This is a genomic window from Acetobacterium sp. KB-1, from assembly GCF_003260995.1.
GTDB classification, from domain to species: domain Bacteria; phylum Bacillota; class Clostridia; order Eubacteriales; family Eubacteriaceae; genus Acetobacterium; species Acetobacterium carbinolicum.
In genome coordinates, this window is sequence record NZ_CP030040.1 from 2,345,506 (window position 1) to 2,362,439 (window position 16,934).

Consider the following 16,934-nt stretch of genomic DNA (forward strand, 5'->3'; position numbering starts at 1 on the left):
AGATTTACTTAAGTAAATTAACTATTATGTTAGTTAATTATTACTTTAATTAATCATTAATCTACGAAAGGAGTACGCATTGAATACAACTGGACACGAACTGTTTCACGCTTTTCACCGCATAAAAAAGTCAAGTATGGGTCGCATTCATAAATGTCTGATGAAAGACCTTAAACCCCATGAATTTTTTATGTTAAAAACCCTTAAAACAATGTATGACGAGGAGCAAAAAGACGCTCAGTTAAACAATCTCACGTTGGCTCCCGGCGTGAAAATTTCTCAGCTCAGCCGAGAAACCGCAATTTCGATGCCTGGCGTTTCTCAAACGATTTCAACTTTGGAAAAGCTTGGCTATGTAGAACGGATTGCCTCAAGTAAGGATCGCCGCCTGGTTTACGTTAAGCTTACCGATACCGGCCGACAACTCGAAGACGATGTTTCAAAGTCATGCTTCCAAATCTATGATGAAGCAGCAACCACGCTGGGTGAAGAAGATACCCAGTCCCTTGTTCTTTTACTCGACAAATTAGCGGTCGCCTTTGATCAGATCGATCAGCAACAAGGCGACTTGAAAGAAAATGCAGAAAGGAAAACAACATGATCAAGCTTTCACGCTATTTAAAACCCTATCTCGGGGTCCTTTTCATTACCCTGGCACTGCTTTTTGTGCAAGCGATATCCGACCTGAACCTGCCAAACTTCATGTCGGATATTGTCAATGTGGGCATCCAGCAAAACGGGATTGAACACGCAACGCCGGAAGCTATCAGCGAAGATGGCTATGCCTTAATGACGACCTTTATGACCACTGCAGAAAAGCAGACGGTGTCAGATAACTACCTGCTGATGAGCCCGGATGACGCTACTAATCCAGACTATGGCGCCACCGTCGAGAAATTCCCGACACTGAAAACCCAAAGTATTTATGTCCTTACAAATCCCAATGCGGAAACTTTCAAAACGCTGGATCCCATCTTTGGAACAGCCACCTGGACATTTATCAATGCCATGCGTTCAATGGATACCAGCGCCGCCGATGCCAGCGCCGCCGAAAGCGCGACCGATCTGGATTTAGACCAGCTTTATCAGGCCTTGCCGATGCTCACACAATTGCCCCCGGACACCTTTGACAAAGCCCGCGAACAGGCTGCCCAAACTCCTGAATCGATGCAAATTCAAACCGCTGTCCAATTCACCACCCAATTCTATAACGAACTTGGGGTGGATGTCGGTGCCATTCAAACTTTCTATATTTTAAAAATTGGCGCGATGATGCTACTGCTTTCTTTGATCAGCATTTTAGCCGCCATTGCGGTGGGCTTTTTTTCAGCCCGAATTGCGGCTGGGGTTTCCCAAAGTCTCCGCCGGGATGTCTTCAAGAAGGTCCAGTGTTTTTCTAATACCGAGTTTGATAAGTTCTCGACAGCATCACTGATCACCCGAAACACCAATGATATCACCCAAATCCAGACCATTCTGATTATGGGCATTCGAATTCTCTGCTATTCACCAATTCTGGCCATTGGCGGGATTATTATGGCCCTACGCCGAACCACCTCCATGGGTTGGATTATCGTTGTGGCGGTTTTAGCGATTATGATGATTATTGGTGTCGTATTTACCATTGCCATGCCTCGCTTTAAACTAATCCAGAAACTGGTGGATAAACTAAACCTCGTCACCCGGGAGAGCCTGACCGGCTTGATGGTGGTGCGGGCTTTTGGCAACCAGAACTTTGAAGAAAATCGTTTTGATTCGGTAAACAAAGAAACGACCGCTAATAATCTTTTTGTAAACCGAGCGATGGTCTTTATGATGCCAACCATGATGTTTATCATGAATGGCGTCACACTGCTAGTGGTTTGGGTCGGTGCTCATCAAATCGCCGATTCAGCCATGCAGGTTGGTGATATGATGGCCTTTATGCAATATACCATGCAGATTATTTTCTCCTTCCTGATGATGTCGATGATGTTTATTATGATTCCCCGGGCTGCCGTTTCCGGCGATCGTATTCAGGAAGTACTGGCCGTTAAACCGAATATTGTCGATCCCGCCGAACCAAAAAAACTACCAATGAACGAGCAAACCACCCTGGTCTTTGACCATGTCTCCTTCCGCTATGAAGGAGCTGAGGAAGATGTCCTTCATGATATCAACTTTGTGGCCAATCCGGGCGAAACAACCGCCTTTATTGGTTCCACCGGTTCAGGTAAATCAACCCTGATTAACCTGATTCCCCGGTTTTTCGATGTCACCTCGGGTACTGTTAAAATCGATGACATCGATATCCGCGAGGTCACCCAACACGATCTGCGCGAAAAAATTGGTTACATTCCCCAAAAAGGGGTGTTATTTTCCGGCACTGTGGCCTCCAATCTTAAATATGGCGATCAACTTGCCAACGAAGAAGATTTAGCTATTGCTGCTCAGGTTGCTCAGGCTACCGAGTTTATTAAAAGCAGTCCCGACGGCTTTGAGCGGGAAATCGCCCAAGGCGGCAGCAATGTCTCTGGCGAACAAAAACAGCGACTATCGATTGCCCGGGCGCTGGTACGAAAACCGGATATCTATATTTTTGACGACAGCTTTTCCGCGCTGGACTACAAAACCGATATTACTCTGCGACGGGCTTTAAAAGAATACACCGGTAACAGTACCGTACTCATTGTCGCCCAACGAATTAACACCATTATGCATGCCGAGAAAATCATCGTTCTGGATCACGGCCGGGTGGTTGGCAAAGGAACCCACAATGAACTATTAAAAACCTGTACCACCTATCAGGAAATAGCATCCTCACAATTATCAGAGGAGGAACTAAACATATGAGCAATCAAAAAAATATTAAAACACCAAAACGTGGCAACATGGGCGGTGGCGGAATGGGTCGGGGTCCAGGTGGTCCCGCCGGCATGATACCCGGTGAGAAGCCCAAAGATTTCAAGGGCAGCCTTAAAAAACTGACCCGCTACCTATCCGCCTATAAAATCAGTCTCTTCTTTGTGCTGATCTTTGCGATTGCTTCCACCATCTTTATGATTGTCGGCCCCAAAATACTGGGAAACGCCACCACGGCGATCTTTGAAGGTGTCATGAATCTGATTGCCGATAATGGCAAAGGCATTGATTTTAACTATATTAGTCAGATCATGCTGTTGCTCCTTGGTCTCTACATCATCGCTGCGATTTTTTCTTATATCCAAGGCTTTATTATGACCGGGATTTCGATGAAGGTAACTTATGAGCTCAGACGAAATATTTTTGCCAAAATCAATCGACTACCGTTTAAATATTTTGACAAAACCAGTTATGGTGAGGTGCTTTCCTTCCTGACCAATGATATTGAAACGGTCAATCAGACCTTAAACCAGAGCATCACCCAAATTATCACCTCTGTGGCAACCCTGTTAGGTATTCTGATTATGATGTTCTCCATCAGTTGGCAAATGACCATTGTGGCACTTTTAATTGTGCCAATCTCATTTGTCATTGTCGTAAATCTTGTTAAAAAGTCCCAACCCCATTTCAGCGAACAGCAAACCTATCTGGGTCATATCAATGGTCACGTGGAGGAAATGTTCAGCGGGCATAACGTGGTTAAAGCATTTAACGGTGAAGAATCTTCTTTCGAAACCTTTGACCACTATAACACCACCCTTTACAGCTCGGCCTGGAAATCGCAGTTCATTTCTGGACTGATGATGCCGATGATGACCTTTATCGGGAACCTCGGCTATGTGGCGGTTTGTATTCTAGGCGGTTATCTGGCCGTTAATGGACGCTTAAGTGTTGGCGACATTCAGGCCTTTATCCAATATGTCCGCCAGTTTACCCAGCCGATTATGCAAATTGCCAATATTTCTAATATTTTGCAGCAAACCACTGCCGCTGCCGAACGGGTCTTCACCTTTTTGGAAGAAGAAGAAGAAGTTTCCGAAAGCACCACCGCTTTTGATCTCTCAAAAGTATCTGGTCGTGTCGATTTTGACCACGTAAACTTTGGTTATAACCCCGATAAAACCGTTATTAAAGACTTTTCCGCTCATATCAAAGAAGGCCAGAAGATTGCCATTGTTGGTCCCACCGGAGCCGGTAAGACCACCATTGTTAAGCTGTTGATGCGTTTTTATGACGTGAAATCCGGTGCCATTCTCGTGGATGGCCATAATATTATGGACTTTAGCCGCGGCGATCTTCGCAGCCTCTTTGGGATGGTGCTCCAGGATACCTGGCTTTACAATGCCAGCATCCGCGACAATATCAAGTATGGCCGTCTGGATGCCACTGATGCTGAGGTAGAAGCCGCAGCCGTAGCCGCTCAGGTCGACTATTTTGTGCATACCCTGCCGGATGGTTATAACATGTTCTTAAATGAAGAAGCCAGTAATGTGTCGCAGGGACAAAAGCAACTCTTAACCATTGCCCGGGCCATTTTGGCTGATCCTAAAATCCTGATTCTGGATGAAGCCACCAGCTCGGTGGATACCCGTACCGAGGTGCTGATTCAGAAAGCCATGGATAACCTGATGGAAGGGCGAACCAGCTTTGTCATCGCCCACCGCTTGTCCACCATTAAAAATGCCGACCTCATTCTGGTTATGAATGAAGGCGACATTGTCGAACAGGGTAACCATGAAGATCTGCTGGCCAAGGATGGTTTTTATGCTAAACTTTACAACTCTCAGTTTGAAAAAGCTGAGGAATTAGAAAACGAATTGGCCCAGGATCTGTAAACTATTTAAGTTTCCTACTCTGTTAAGTAATTAAAGGGAGCAGCTCTGATCGTTACGAACGATCAGAGCTGCTCCCTGCTTTTTTATTTTGGCAACCTAACACAAAAAGTACTACCCGCTCCTAAAGTGCTTTCCACCGCAATGGTTCCACCATGAAGACTGACAATGCGCTGGGAAATAGTGAGCCCCAGCCCGGTACCGGGAGTACTGCGGGATTGATCCGCTTTATAAAAGCGATCGAAGATTTTTTCCTGATCTTCTTTTGTGATGCCCTTCCCGGTATCGACGATTTTAACGATCACTTCTTTAGCTGTTGCCTTTAGATCAATCCTGATTTCACCATTTTCCGGAGTATGATGAATGGCATTGGTCAACAGATTAATAATAACCTGAGCCATTAACTCCTGATCGCCCTTGTAGATCATTTCATCCAACTGGATATCCAGATCGATATTTTTGGCTTCCCACTTTTCCTGCAGCAGCAGCACCACCCGCCGGATCGATTCATCCAGCGAAAAAGCTTCTTTCTTCAGTCCCAGAACGCCATTTTCCAGTTCCGAGAGTTTTAACACATTGGCCGACAGCTTCCAGAGCCGGTCACTTTCATCCACAATGATGTCAATGTATTCCTGACGCTGGATTTCCGAAAGTTCCGGATCCTTTAAAAGCTTGCCAAAGCCTTTAATGGAGGCAATCGGGGTTTTAAACTCATGGGATACATTACTGACAAAATCCCGATGAATATAATCGTTTCGGGAAAGCGCTTCGGTCATGATATTAAAATTCCGAGCCAGCACCGCCAGCTCATCTTTACCGACCACCTTTAGTCGCAAATCAAAATCACCATCAGCTACTTTTTTAGTGGCTTCCGAAACAGCTTTAATCGGTTTGGCAATCATCGCTACCGCAATAACAATCAGCACCGAGCCAATTAACAGGGTTACCAGCATGGTGGTTCGCTGAATGTTCACAAAACCGGCGATTTGATTTCGCTCCAGATTCGGTGTGCTGACAACGTAACCATCGGTCAGTTTGCCCAGGGCCATCGGCAAGTTCTGGCCTTGGTGGGAGTCCCGGTAGACAATCTCGCCATTTTCAAGTTTTGCAATTTCATCCTCAGACAGGCTCACATCTACTTCATCTAGGCTGGCATAAATTTGGGATACTACAATGCCTTGGGTATATAAGCCAGTGATGGCATCATCACTCAACTTTTCCTGATTCAGGGTCTGAACAGCCTGAGCCTGGTTAACCAATTCCACCCGAATCTGCTCCAGCACATTTCCCACTTGTGACCAGTAAATCACGCCAAAGGTTAAGGTGGATGAGAAAAAAAGCACCCCTAAAAAGGTCACCAGAAATTTTGTATAGATTGAATGAAAAATTTTATTCTTCATATGACTCCTTAGGCCAGACTATAAAACCCGGGCCTTATAGCCCAGGCCTTTGACCGTGATGATTTCAAAATCGTGGTTGTTTTCCAGTTTTTCCCTTAATCGTTTGATGTGGACATCAACGGTACGGTGATCACTTTCACTTTCATACCCCCAAATTTCATCCATAATTTGCGCCCGGGTAAAAATGCGATTGGGTGCTGACAACAGTTTAAACAGTAGCATAAACTCTTTTTTGGGTAGGGTTGTGATTTCATCACTGATACTCAATGTCAGGGCCTCATAATCCAGAATTGTTTTTCCCACCACCAGCTGTTGCTCATTGGCTATTTTGGCCCGGCGCAATAAGGCAAAAATCCGGAGGAGCATTTCATCAATGTCCACCGGTTTTACCATATAATCATCCGTACCTGCTTTAAAGCCGGTTTTCTTATCATCGATGCTTTCCCTGGCGGTGATCATCAGGATCGGGAGCTCAAAGCCCCCATCCCTCAGTGTTTTGGTTAAGATATGCCCATCCATATGGGGCATCATGACGTCAGTAATTAACAGATCGATGTGATTCTTTTCCAGCGCTTCCAGAGCCATAACACCGTCAACCGCTTCATAAACCGAATAGCCTTCTTTTTCCAGGGTATCCCGAAACAGGCGGCGGATGTGGTTATCATCTTCGCAGATTAAAATACTGAACATTTTTTTCTCCTGTTTTCTCTCCTAAATACTTCGCAGGGCGTCAATGGGGTTAAGACGGGAAGCTTTGCGGGCTGGTGTAAAACCAAAAACCACGCCGATGATGGCAGAAAAGCCAATTGCTAAAATAACAGTCGATGCGCTCAGGAAAAAATTGGTTCCGATCAGATAAGCTACCACCCAGGCCAAAACGACCCCGAGTATAAAGCCAATAACGCCGCCAATCAAACAGAGCACCACCGATTCAATTAGAAATTGGAGCTGAATCTGTTTGGGTTCTGCTCCCAACGCTTTTCGCAAACCGATTTCGCTGGTCCGTTCGGTGACCGAAACCAGCATCATGTTCATAATCCCGATGCCCCCGACTACCAGTGAGATCGAAGCGATTCCTGCCAGCATCAGCGAAAGAATATTGGTCATTTCTTCAATGGTATCCAGGATACTTTGCATGTTGACAATGGAATAGCCATCTTCATCATCATTGAAGGCTTTTGTTAAAACGCCTTCAACCTGCCGGGTTGTGGTCTCTGCCACAGTTTCATCAGCAATATAAACGGTCAAACTGTTGATATATTTTGCTCCCACAACGCCCATGGCGGTGGTATAGGGAATGATCACTGAATTATTGGTATCGGCGGAGGCAAAGTTGTCCGATTCCTGCAAAATCCCAATAACATGGTAGGTAATGCCACCAATTTTAATTTCTTCGCCGATGGGATTTTTTCCCACATAGAGTTCCGTGGCGATGTCATTTCCAATTAATGCCACTCGGCTTTCATTTTCGGTATCAAGGATGTTGATGATTCGTCCGGATGAAATAACATCTTCGGTGTTCTCAAAATAAACGTCATTCTTACCCTGAAGACTAATTTCATCCATCGTGTTTCCCTCAAAAGTTACCGTTGTCTGGCCGGAAATGGTTGGGGCAACTCCTTCTACGTTTGAAAGCTCTGAGATCTCATCGACATCACTCTGAGTCAGCCCCTGTTTCAAGGGTGTTCCCTGGACCTGGAGACCTGGAGACCTGGACAGTCACCGTATTAGCCCCCATAGAAGCTACCTGATCGGTGACGGTACTGGTTGCTCCGGAAACAATGGTGATCAGCGCAATAACCGATCCCACCCCAATAATAATACCCAGCATGGTCAGAAATGATCGCATCTTGTTGCTGATAATATTCTCTAATGCCATTTTAATACTTTCCTTAAGCATTGTATACCCCCTCACTGAGATTTCCATCGACAATCCGGACAATTCGGCTGCCATTTTTAGCCACATCGGCATCGTGGGTGATCATCACGATCGTCTTTCCTTCTTCATTAAGTTCCTTAAAAAGGTTTATTATCTGATGGCCGGTTTGCTGATCCAGCGCTCCGGTTGGTTCATCAGCCAACAAAATGGTTGGCTCAGTAACCAATGCCCGGGCAATGGCAACCCGCTGCTGCTGGCCGCCGGATAACTGATTAGGACGGTTTTTCATCTTATCTGCCAGTCCCACCCGTTCTAAGATATGGGCACTTCGCTGCTGTCGTTCTTTTTCGGGCACTCCAGCATAAATAAGCGGCAGCTCCACATTTTTCTGAGCGGATAAGCGTTGCAGCAACTGAAATTGCTGAAAAATAAAGCCAATTTCCCGGTTCCTTATATGAGAAAGATCCGCTTCCGGCAGATCGCAAATGCGTTCCCCAGACAGATAATAGGTCCCACTAGTAGGCACATCCAGACAGCCGATAATGTTCATCAAGGTGGATTTTCCCGAACCGGACGGTCCCAGCACGGAAAGAAAATCGCCGCGATTGATTAAAAGATCAATCCCTTTTAGAACGACCTGCTCCTCTTCACCCATGATATAGGTTTTAACCACATCATTCATTTTTAAAATTTCATCAGACATTCGAGGTCACCGTCTGTTGAGGGCCGGAAAAGGTCGTTGTTTCATAAATAATTTCTGGAATCAACACAATATCTCCCTCATTCAAGCCTTCTGTTATCTCTATTTTTACGCCATCGGTGATCCCTGTTGTCACCATGCGGCTCGCAACTTTGCCATCATCATTTTCTATGTTAACATAGGTTTTATCATCTCCGGTGAATTGAATTGCGTCAACCGGAACCGTTAAAACATCTTCTTCACTTTCTTCGACAATGATAACTTCAGCATTCATACCAATGCGAATATCCGCATCTCCGGTAAAATTCACCTTAGCTGTAAAATATGCAACGCCCTTTTCATTTGTTGCTTCACGACTAATTTCAGAAACGATTCCGTTAATGCTACGATCAATACTGTCAATGTTAATCTCGGCGGATGTATTCACTTCGATGTCGGATAACTGATTTTCTTCAACTTTTAAATTAATTTGCAAGTTTGAATAATCAACAATTTCCATTATTTTCCCACCAACCGATACGGTATTGTCCTTCTCATAATAAATCTTTGATACCTCACCAGCAATTGTTGATCGAATCACTTCTCCTGTTGTTGTGATGTAGAGATCCTTGTTTACCGGAACTTGCTCGCCTTCACTCACGTAAATATCGGCGATTTGCTGTGAACTTGTCGCAATCACTTCTTGCCGGTTCTGGCTTTCAATAACCCCGGTAAATCGATCATCATCGACAATATCTTCACTTTTCACCCGATACTCCGTACTCTGCTCTGACTTCTGATTAAAAAAAGTTTGATACCCCCAGACCAGTCCCAACACAATCACCGCACATACGACACCACCAATTATCATCATTTTCCGTTTTTGCTTTACCATTTTTTTACTGACCTCCAAATAATATTTTTGATGTCCTAATCATAAGCATTCAATGTGAATCAAAAATGAACCCTTTAATTTTTTAAGTTTTTTCATTTTTGTTGCTTATCTCCGTTTTGGGGTATCAATAATGCAATAAGTAAGATAAAGGAGGATGCGACAATGTTAACAGATGAATTAGATTTAATGAAAGAAAATCAAGTATCCGATATTCCCGAAAAGAAACCATTTTATTATTCTAAATGGTGGCTAGTTGTCTGGAGTCTTTTTATTTGGCCAATCGGACTCATCATGCTCTGGGGCTATTTTGCCAATATGCATAAAACTGAAATGCCACGTACCCGCCTGATTAAAGATAATTTAGAGGATCTGTAGCGCTATCAAATTAATACAAACCTTTGAATAACCTTAAAATATCGATGCTTTCGGCATGTGGAAACACCACCTATCCTTGATAAATACTCTGGTTCGTGTTAAAATAAAACAACTTAAGTGCGATGAAGATAAACTCACACAACCACCTGGAATATAATTCCTGGTGGTTGTGTCATGAATAAAATGCATTTATACTATATCAGGTGGTTATTTAATCCGAACAACACAACCTCTTGCTGGCTTTCACAACGATCGATATAACTTAATACGAAGGAGAAATTAAATAGAGATGGTTTCACAAATTTTTACCCTGTTATTTATTTTAGGTATCCCGTTTTTTATTTATGGTATCTACTATTTAGGTATTGGCCTATTTGGTTATACCAAACACAATAAGTACACCCTTTCCCCACCCAAAAATCGCATTGCTGTGGTGGTTGCCGCACGAAACGAGGCGGCGGTAATTGGCAATCTCATTGAAAGCCTTCATCAGCAGGATTATCCAAAAGAACTGCTGGATATCTATGTCATTCCTAATAATTGCACCGACAATACCAAAGAAGTGGCTCTTTCTCACGGTGCCAAGATCATGACCTGTACTGCTGAGGTTAAGTCAAAAGGCGCTGCCCTTTCTCAATTCTTTGATTATATTTTTAAAGAAAATGATGTCTACGATGCCTTTTGCATTTTTGATGCCGATAATCTGGTCGATAAGCATTTTATCACCTCAATGAACAATGTTCTGGAATCAGGTGAAAAAATTGCTCAGGGTTACCGGGATAGCAAAAATCCGAGTGATTCCTGGATTTCTGGTTGTCAATCAGTGTTTTACTGGACCCTGAATCGTTTTATGAACCTGGCCCGCCATAAATTAGGCTGGTCCGCCACCTTAAATGGAACCGGATTTATGATGCATGCCGATGTCATCAAAAAAGAAGGTTTTAAAACGTTCAGTCTAACCGAAGATATCGAATTTACCACCCAGTGCATTATCAAGGGTTACCGGGTCGCCTGGGTTCCCGAGGCGGTTACCTACGATGAGCATCCGATTACCTTTGATCAATCCTGGTCTCAGCGCAAACGCTGGTCCACCGGCACCATTCAGTGCTTTAACCAGTATTCGCAACAACTCATTGACGCGGTGGTCAAGGATAAAAATCGTTGTGCTATGGACATGCTGATGTTTTTGGTTGCTCCCTTTATGCAAGTATTAACCTGTATTTATACCATTTGTTCCTTTATCATTTTAGGAATGCTGTTTATTACGACCAGTGTCTGGTCCAATGCTTTGACCTTTGCCATTCTCTTTTCGATTGGCGGCGTCATCTTCAGCGTGATTTTTACTGCCATGGTATTATGGCTGGAAGGCAAAAAAATTCGTCAGATCAACAACATTTCGGTTTTTTCTTTCTGGTTTTATCTGGCCTCCTGGATTCCCATTAATGTTTTGTGTTTTATTAAACCGATTGAAATATGGGAACCGATTGAGCATACCAAAAGCATTAAGATCTCACAATTAGTTGAATAAGCAAAAAGGATGATCCGCGGATCATCCTTTTTTTAGACTAAATTATATTTTTATTTCCCCGTCTTCTGTTAATACGGCCTTTGCCTGTTCGTCACTCGGCACTTTCATCGCTTGATCGATTTCTTTCGCTAAAACCGATTCGTCCAACTCGGTTTGTCTTTCTTTTTTAAACCGTTGCTCTTGATTCGCTGTCATAAGCAGCAGTATAAAAGTTCCCACCAAACCCAGCAGAATAACCCAATACCCGACTTCTAACCGGAGGGTAAAAAACATGATCATAAAATTTGCCTGGCCACTGAGATAATTGGCGATAAAGGCACCCACATCTCCCAGTGTTCCAGTTAAGATGGCCCGCAGTACCTCAACAATACCACTGTTTACCTGACTTGCCAAACTGGCAAGCTGCTCACTAATTTTATTATTGGCAACCGCAGTTCCAATCCCAACTGCTATAAATAGAGTTGCTAACAATCCGGAAATAAAAACAGACAGCTTGATACTGGCCCGTTTATATAGAATAAGCGCTGTTAAAGCTAGAATAACAAGAAATAAGAACAGAACGAAACCATTGGCAGTCGCTTTATAGCCATCGATGGTTGCCATCACTGCGTTAACCCGATCCATGGATTGTCGGGCCTGAATGCTCACTTCATTGACTCGACCCGCCAGACCTCTCAGGCTTTGAACAATTTTCCATACATCAGTGAGCATCCCGTTAATGCTTTCGCCATGATTAAAGCGGGTTGCCATGATTTCCTGCACCTTGGGATCGACCAGGTAATCCAGTGCCGGACTCGATAAGGCTTCATTCACACTGCTGAGGTAACCCTGATCCGGCAGTGGATTTCTTAGCATCTCCAGTACCGGCACATCCAGTATTTTAAGATTACCAAGCGGCACCCCATATATCTCAAAGCGATCAATGGGTTCCTGCTTTACAAACTCACTCAGCGAAAAATTGATCAAGTCATACTCCGGACTGATCACCGTCACTGTATTGTTCATAAATCCTGACACCGATAGATTCGCTTTTGCGCTCATAAATGGCATAAAAAAACCAGCCAGAGCAAGCAGGGCAGACAGCAGGGCGGCAGTTCTCAACTTATTTTTTTGCACCCTTATTTTTATCCAATCAGACCACTTTATAAACAGTTCTTTAATCATTATCACTTTCTTAGTCCCCTTTCAAGCATTCTATAGGCAATTATACCCTAAAAGTAAAATCAATACCATAAGTCAAAAAACCATCTCACATGAGATGATTTTTTGTTATCGATTTTTAACGTTATGATATCCAGGCTTGATAAATCAATTGCAATTATAAGACCTTATTTAGAAAATTGATGGTTCTCTGATTTTTGGGATTGCCGAAAATTTCACTTGGCGGACCTTCTTCGACGATAAAACCTTCATCAATAAAGATTACCCGATCGGCAACCTCTCGCGCAAATCCCATTTCATGGGTCACCACAATCATGGTCATGCCATCTTTGGCCAGCTGCTTCATTACATTTAAGACCTCACCCACCATTTCAGGATCTAAGGCCGAGGTCGGTTCGTCAAAAAGCATGACATCCGGATTCATGGCCAGGGCCCGGGCAATAGCCACCCGCTGCTGCTGACCACCGGACAACTGTTCCGGATAAACATTCGCTTTTTCGGCCAGATCAACCCGTCTTAGCAGCTTCATTGCGGTTTCTTCGGCTTCTTCTTTTGTTTTTAACTTAAGTGATACCGGAGCAAACGAAATATTTTTTAAGACGGTCATATGCGGGAAGAGATTAAATTGCTGAAAAACCATACCAATATCTTGTCTGTATTTGTTGATATTGCCATCCGCCTTGGTAATATCATTGCCATCCACCTCAACGGTACCACTGGTGGCTTCTTCTAGGGCATTGATACAGCGCAAAAGTGTGCTTTTCCCCGAACCGGAGGCTCCAATAATACAGATTACTTCCTGTTCTTTCACTTCCAGGTTAATGTCCTTCAGGACTTCTAAGTCACCAAAACTCTTTTTCAGGTTCTTAATTATTACTTTTCCCATAAGACATTTTCCTTTCAATTCGTTTTGAAATCTTTGATAAAATCATAATAATGACAAAATACATCACCGCAACAATAAACCACACCTCAAAGGAGCGAAAATTATTGGCAATGATCAGCCGCCCGGTTTGAGTTAATTCGGTCACACTGATTACTGATAGAAGTGAGGTATCCTTTAAGGTAATAATGCACTGATTAATCAGTGCCGGGGTCATGGTGCGAATCGCCTGGGGTAAGATAACGCTCCGCATTGCCATTCCGTAAGGTAAGCCCAAACTCCGGGCGGCCTCCATCTGACCTTTGCCAATCGACTCAATCCCACCACGGACAATCTCGGCCAGATAACCACCAGCATTCAGACTTAAGGTAATAACCCCGGAAATAACCGGATCTGATTGAATCCCCAGAACCTGCGGAATACCAAAGTAGATAAAAAATGCCTGAACCAATAAGGGTGTCCCCCGGACAACATCCACATAAACCAGAGCAATTGCTCTTAATGTTTTTCTTTTTGATACCGACAAGAGACCAAAAACCATCCCTAAAATACCGGCACAAATAAGTGAAATGATTGTAATTTGAACCGTTAAACCCAAACCTGCAATCAGGCGGGGCCAATACTGTACGACTAATTCGAGTATATTCACGTCAACCTCCTTCTATGGTTCCAGTTGTCCAATAGTCTTTACTCTCGCGCAAGGGATCACGCAAGTAAACACTTTTAGATAACTTAGAGAAATCATCTGTCAGTGGTATAATCCACTGACAGATGATTCCAAAATTAATAACGTGTTATTTTTTCTAACAGATTATTTTTTGATATAGGTATCCAGGATTTCCTGGTACTTGCCATTGGCTTTTACATTTGCCAAACCAGTATTAAACATCTCAAGCAACTCAGCATTTTCTCCGGCTTTAACAGCAAATCCGTAAGAACTACCTTTTTCCATTTCAGTTACCATTTTAAGTGGCACACCGCTGGCGATAGCATCACCAACGACGGGATAGTCTTCAAATAAGGCCGCTGAATTTCCCGCTTTCACATCTTCGTACATATTAGCCGAATCTGGGAAAGAAGATGTTGTAAAACCATACTGATCTTTAATCGATTCAGCAAAGGTTGACCCTTCAGTTCCTGTTTTGACCGCTACGTTTAGTCCTTTTAAATCTGCGTACGCCTTAATTGTATCGTTTGAAGATGATACGGCCATCACGACACCAGAATCAAAGTATGGGTCAGAAAAATCGAAGGTTTTTTTTCGTTCATCAGTAATACTCATTCCAGCGATCATCGCATCTGATTGACCGGTTGATACTTCGCCTAACGCTGCATCAAAGCCGACAGCCTTCAATTCATACGCGAAACCCTGATCTTCGGCAATGGCGGCTAAGAGATCAATATCAATCCCAACCCGTTCACCCTTTTCATTTTCATACTCAAATGGTTTGAAAGTTGTATCTGTAGCAACGACATATTTCTTTGCGTCACCACTGGTTGTTGTTCCGCCGGAACAAGCAGCCAATGATAAAACCATCGCTACGACCATAACCAAAACACCGAGCTTTGTAATTTTTTTCATTTCTTTTCCTCCTAATAATAATAAGTTTTGATGCATCTTTAGCCAATACACCCACTTTTATACAATGAGCAGTATATCATTTCTGCTTAAAATTCGCAATAAAAAAAACCATCGTTTATGATAAAAGGATGGTTCGTTTTTCGCCAATAATTGGCACGCTCCGTACCGATTAAATTACCCGATGTGCGCCAAACCCGTACAGGCTCGACGCATCTATCCGGTCGTACAATTTAACTGATACTGGCTAATCTTTATCTAGTCTTCCTGATTCTCGGTCAGATATTTCCGGATTGATTCATAATCACCTTCTGCCACGATGAACTCGGAGTCGAGATTTTCGAGTACCACTTCTTCCGGCAAGATTTCGATTTCTTTATCGACCATGTTTCGATTTTTTGCTTCAACTAATAATAAATCCTTTTGATCCAAGGCGATTTTGCGCTGATTGAGTCCCGCTTCAATCACATCTAAATCATTAATTCGTTTATTAATCAGTTTTGAAAGACGAATCAGATCATCCAAAACCTCATCCACTACAAACTGTTTGTCGATAATCATTTTTAATTTTTCACGAATCAGATTCCCGGCGGCGACAATTTTATCATCTCCGGCAATCGGTTCATAGTTTTCAACTTCCTTCTGAAACTCCCCGATCGCACTTTGTAGGTATTGGGTCTCCTGCATGGACTTTTCAATTTCATGAAACAGATAACCCAGGCGTCGCTCAATGGAAAGAAAACCGTCTTCATTGTCACCCCTATCGGTCACTTCCATTTTGGATGTCTTTAATGCCTCCATTTTTTCAAAACTGGGTTTTGTCTCCTTAAATGTTGGCAAGTCCGCAAAATGATCTTGACTTCCGGGTTGGGGGACCAGGCTAGGTATCTCCATTTCTGGTATCTGTGAGGGCATTTTTCCTGGCAATTCTGCTGACCGGTTATTGAGCGGTGCTTCTGATCCAATCCCAGTGCCATTTTTCGGTCTGGATTCCATTGCCGGCAATTCCACTGGCCTTTTTTCCGGCCTTGCTTTTAAACCCAAATCTTCCGGTCCGGATTCATTTCGGACTTCCATTTGATTTAACGGCATTCTATTCTCTTTTTTTAGATTTTCTTTGACTTCATTAAGAAAATCACTGGTTTGATAGCGTTTTTCTTCTTCTATGATTCGCGGTTCACTGACTTTGGGGGCTTCCATATAGCGTTGCTGACCCTTTTTTTCATTTTCCAGCAAACTGGTAAAGATGCTGTCATACTCGGACTCCGCTTCTTCATCCCGGGATAACCATGTTTTTTTCTCGCTTCGCCCCTTTTTTTCGGGCTTCTTTTCGGTTTTTAATGGCTCACTTCTTAATCCATTTTTAGGATCTTTTTTGTTTTTTTTCCTGGCGGTCCGATCTTCGACCAGGGTATTCTCATCATTTGTGTCACTGCCATCTTTACCAATGAGAACCCACCATAGAAAATGGCATAACGTGATTATCAGAAAGTCTGCAATAATTAAGCCGATAAAAAATTTAAGCGGTACCTCGGGGATCAGAAAGAAACACATCGCAAAGATAATGCCATTCCCCACGATTGAGATCGCTCCACCGATAAAAGGAATATTTTTGCCGAGCATATTTCTATTTAAATCGTATAAGGCTATAACAATTACTTTTATGCCGACAAAAAAACCCATCAGAATAATATAGGCATTCGCATTAGGAAGAGTCTGAATTACCTGATACCCTAATAAAAAAGCATATCCCGAGATGGCCAAGCCAACAATATCAAAGAATAACAAACCCCAACATTTACCAATACTTAGTTTCATCAAA

Annotated in this window: 16 protein-coding genes; 5 read left to right on the top strand and 11 right to left on the bottom strand. The window is 43.2% G+C overall.

Annotated elements, in window-relative coordinates; translation table 11 throughout:
* Window positions 1–79 precede the first annotated feature (79 nt).
* Genes DOZ58_RS10905 through DOZ58_RS10915 form a run of 3 tightly spaced genes read left to right on the top strand, consistent with a single transcriptional unit; the run spans window position 80 to window position 4,736 of the window.
* On the top strand, window positions 80–601 hold the full coding sequence (locus DOZ58_RS10905) for a MarR family winged helix-turn-helix transcriptional regulator (RefSeq protein ID WP_111888306.1): 522 nt from the start codon (window positions 80–82) through the stop codon (window positions 599–601).
* Window positions 598–2,832 carry an ABC transporter ATP-binding protein gene (locus DOZ58_RS10910; RefSeq protein ID WP_111888307.1) on the top strand — a complete coding sequence of 745 codons (2,235 nt, stop codon included), beginning with the start codon at window positions 598–600 and terminating at the stop codon, window positions 2,830–2,832. Before DOZ58_RS10905 ends, DOZ58_RS10910 begins: the two co-directional genes overlap by 4 nt.
* Window positions 2,829–4,736: an ABC transporter ATP-binding protein gene (locus DOZ58_RS10915; protein WP_111888308.1), complete on the top strand. Its 1,908-nt coding sequence runs from the start codon at window positions 2,829–2,831 to the stop codon at window positions 4,734–4,736. Before DOZ58_RS10910 ends, DOZ58_RS10915 begins: the two co-directional genes overlap by 4 nt.
* Before the next feature lie 83 nt (window positions 4,737–4,819).
* Here the strand turns inward: DOZ58_RS10915 and DOZ58_RS10920 are convergent, their stop codons facing one another.
* Genes DOZ58_RS10920 through DOZ58_RS10940 form a run of 6 tightly spaced genes read right to left on the bottom strand, consistent with a single transcriptional unit; the run spans window position 4,820 to window position 9,586 of the window.
* On the bottom strand, window positions 4,820–6,133 hold the full coding sequence (locus DOZ58_RS10920) for a HAMP domain-containing sensor histidine kinase (RefSeq protein WP_111888309.1): 1,314 nt from the start codon (window positions 6,131–6,133) through the stop codon (window positions 4,820–4,822).
* 18 nt (window positions 6,134–6,151) lie between these two features.
* Complete coding sequence (locus DOZ58_RS10925) at window positions 6,152–6,823, bottom strand: response regulator transcription factor (protein ID WP_111888310.1); 672 nt, start codon at window positions 6,821–6,823, stop codon at window positions 6,152–6,154.
* 21 nt (window positions 6,824–6,844) lie between these two features.
* The gene (locus DOZ58_RS10930) at window positions 6,845–7,813 is read right to left on the bottom strand and encodes an ABC transporter permease (protein WP_371414168.1); all 969 of its coding nucleotides are present in this window, start codon (window positions 7,811–7,813) and stop codon (window positions 6,845–6,847) included.
* A complete protein-coding gene (locus tag DOZ58_RS19275) occupies window positions 7,788–8,033 on the bottom strand; it encodes an ABC transporter permease (RefSeq protein WP_371414169.1) in 246 nt (81 codons plus the stop codon). The genes DOZ58_RS10930 and DOZ58_RS19275 overlap by 26 nt, the downstream gene beginning before the upstream one ends.
* A complete protein-coding gene (locus tag DOZ58_RS10935) occupies window positions 8,026–8,715 on the bottom strand; it encodes an ABC transporter ATP-binding protein (RefSeq protein WP_111888311.1) in 690 nt (229 codons plus the stop codon). Before DOZ58_RS10935 ends, DOZ58_RS19275 begins: the two co-directional genes overlap by 8 nt.
* A complete protein-coding gene (locus DOZ58_RS10940; protein WP_111888312.1) occupies window positions 8,708–9,586 on the bottom strand; it encodes an efflux RND transporter periplasmic adaptor subunit in 879 nt (292 codons plus the stop codon). Before DOZ58_RS10940 ends, DOZ58_RS10935 begins: the two co-directional genes overlap by 8 nt.
* A 162-nt stretch (window positions 9,587–9,748) precedes the next feature.
* On the opposite strand from DOZ58_RS10940, the gene DOZ58_RS10945 reads away from it, so the two are divergent.
* Together DOZ58_RS10945 and DOZ58_RS10950 are read left to right on the top strand one after the other, a co-directional pair.
* Entirely contained in the window at window positions 9,749–9,961 is a 213-nt protein-coding gene (locus DOZ58_RS10945; RefSeq protein WP_111888313.1) for a hypothetical protein, read from the top strand.
* A 289-nt stretch (window positions 9,962–10,250) separates the two neighbouring features.
* Window positions 10,251–11,489, top strand: coding sequence for a glycosyltransferase family 2 protein (locus DOZ58_RS10950; protein ID WP_204355392.1), 1,239 nt, complete (start codon window positions 10,251–10,253; stop codon window positions 11,487–11,489).
* A 42-nt stretch (window positions 11,490–11,531) separates the two neighbouring features.
* On the opposite strand, the gene DOZ58_RS10955 is transcribed toward DOZ58_RS10950, so the two are convergent.
* The 5 genes from DOZ58_RS10955 to DOZ58_RS10975 all read right to left on the bottom strand — a co-directional run bounded on the left by DOZ58_RS10955 (window position 11,532) and on the right by DOZ58_RS10975 (window position 16,930).
* Entirely contained in the window at window positions 11,532–12,605 is a 1,074-nt protein-coding gene (locus tag DOZ58_RS10955; RefSeq protein WP_204355393.1) for a hypothetical protein, read from the bottom strand.
* Window positions 12,606–12,807: 202 nt separating this feature from the next.
* The gene (locus DOZ58_RS10960; RefSeq protein ID WP_111888315.1) at window positions 12,808–13,536 is read right to left on the bottom strand and encodes an amino acid ABC transporter ATP-binding protein; all 729 of its coding nucleotides are present in this window, start codon (window positions 13,534–13,536) and stop codon (window positions 12,808–12,810) included.
* Window positions 13,517–14,182 carry an amino acid ABC transporter permease gene (locus DOZ58_RS10965; protein WP_111888316.1) on the bottom strand — a complete coding sequence of 222 codons (666 nt, stop codon included), beginning with the start codon at window positions 14,180–14,182 and terminating at the stop codon, window positions 13,517–13,519. The genes DOZ58_RS10960 and DOZ58_RS10965 overlap by 20 nt, the downstream gene beginning before the upstream one ends.
* 162 nt (window positions 14,183–14,344) lie before the next feature.
* Window positions 14,345–15,115, bottom strand: a complete 771-nt coding sequence (locus DOZ58_RS10970) for a transporter substrate-binding domain-containing protein (protein WP_111888317.1) — start codon at window positions 15,113–15,115, stop codon at window positions 14,345–14,347.
* Between the two features lie 255 nt (window positions 15,116–15,370).
* Entirely contained in the window at window positions 15,371–16,930 is a 1,560-nt protein-coding gene (locus DOZ58_RS10975; RefSeq protein WP_111888318.1) for an APC family permease, read from the bottom strand.
* Window positions 16,931–16,934: the final 4 nt, after the last annotated feature.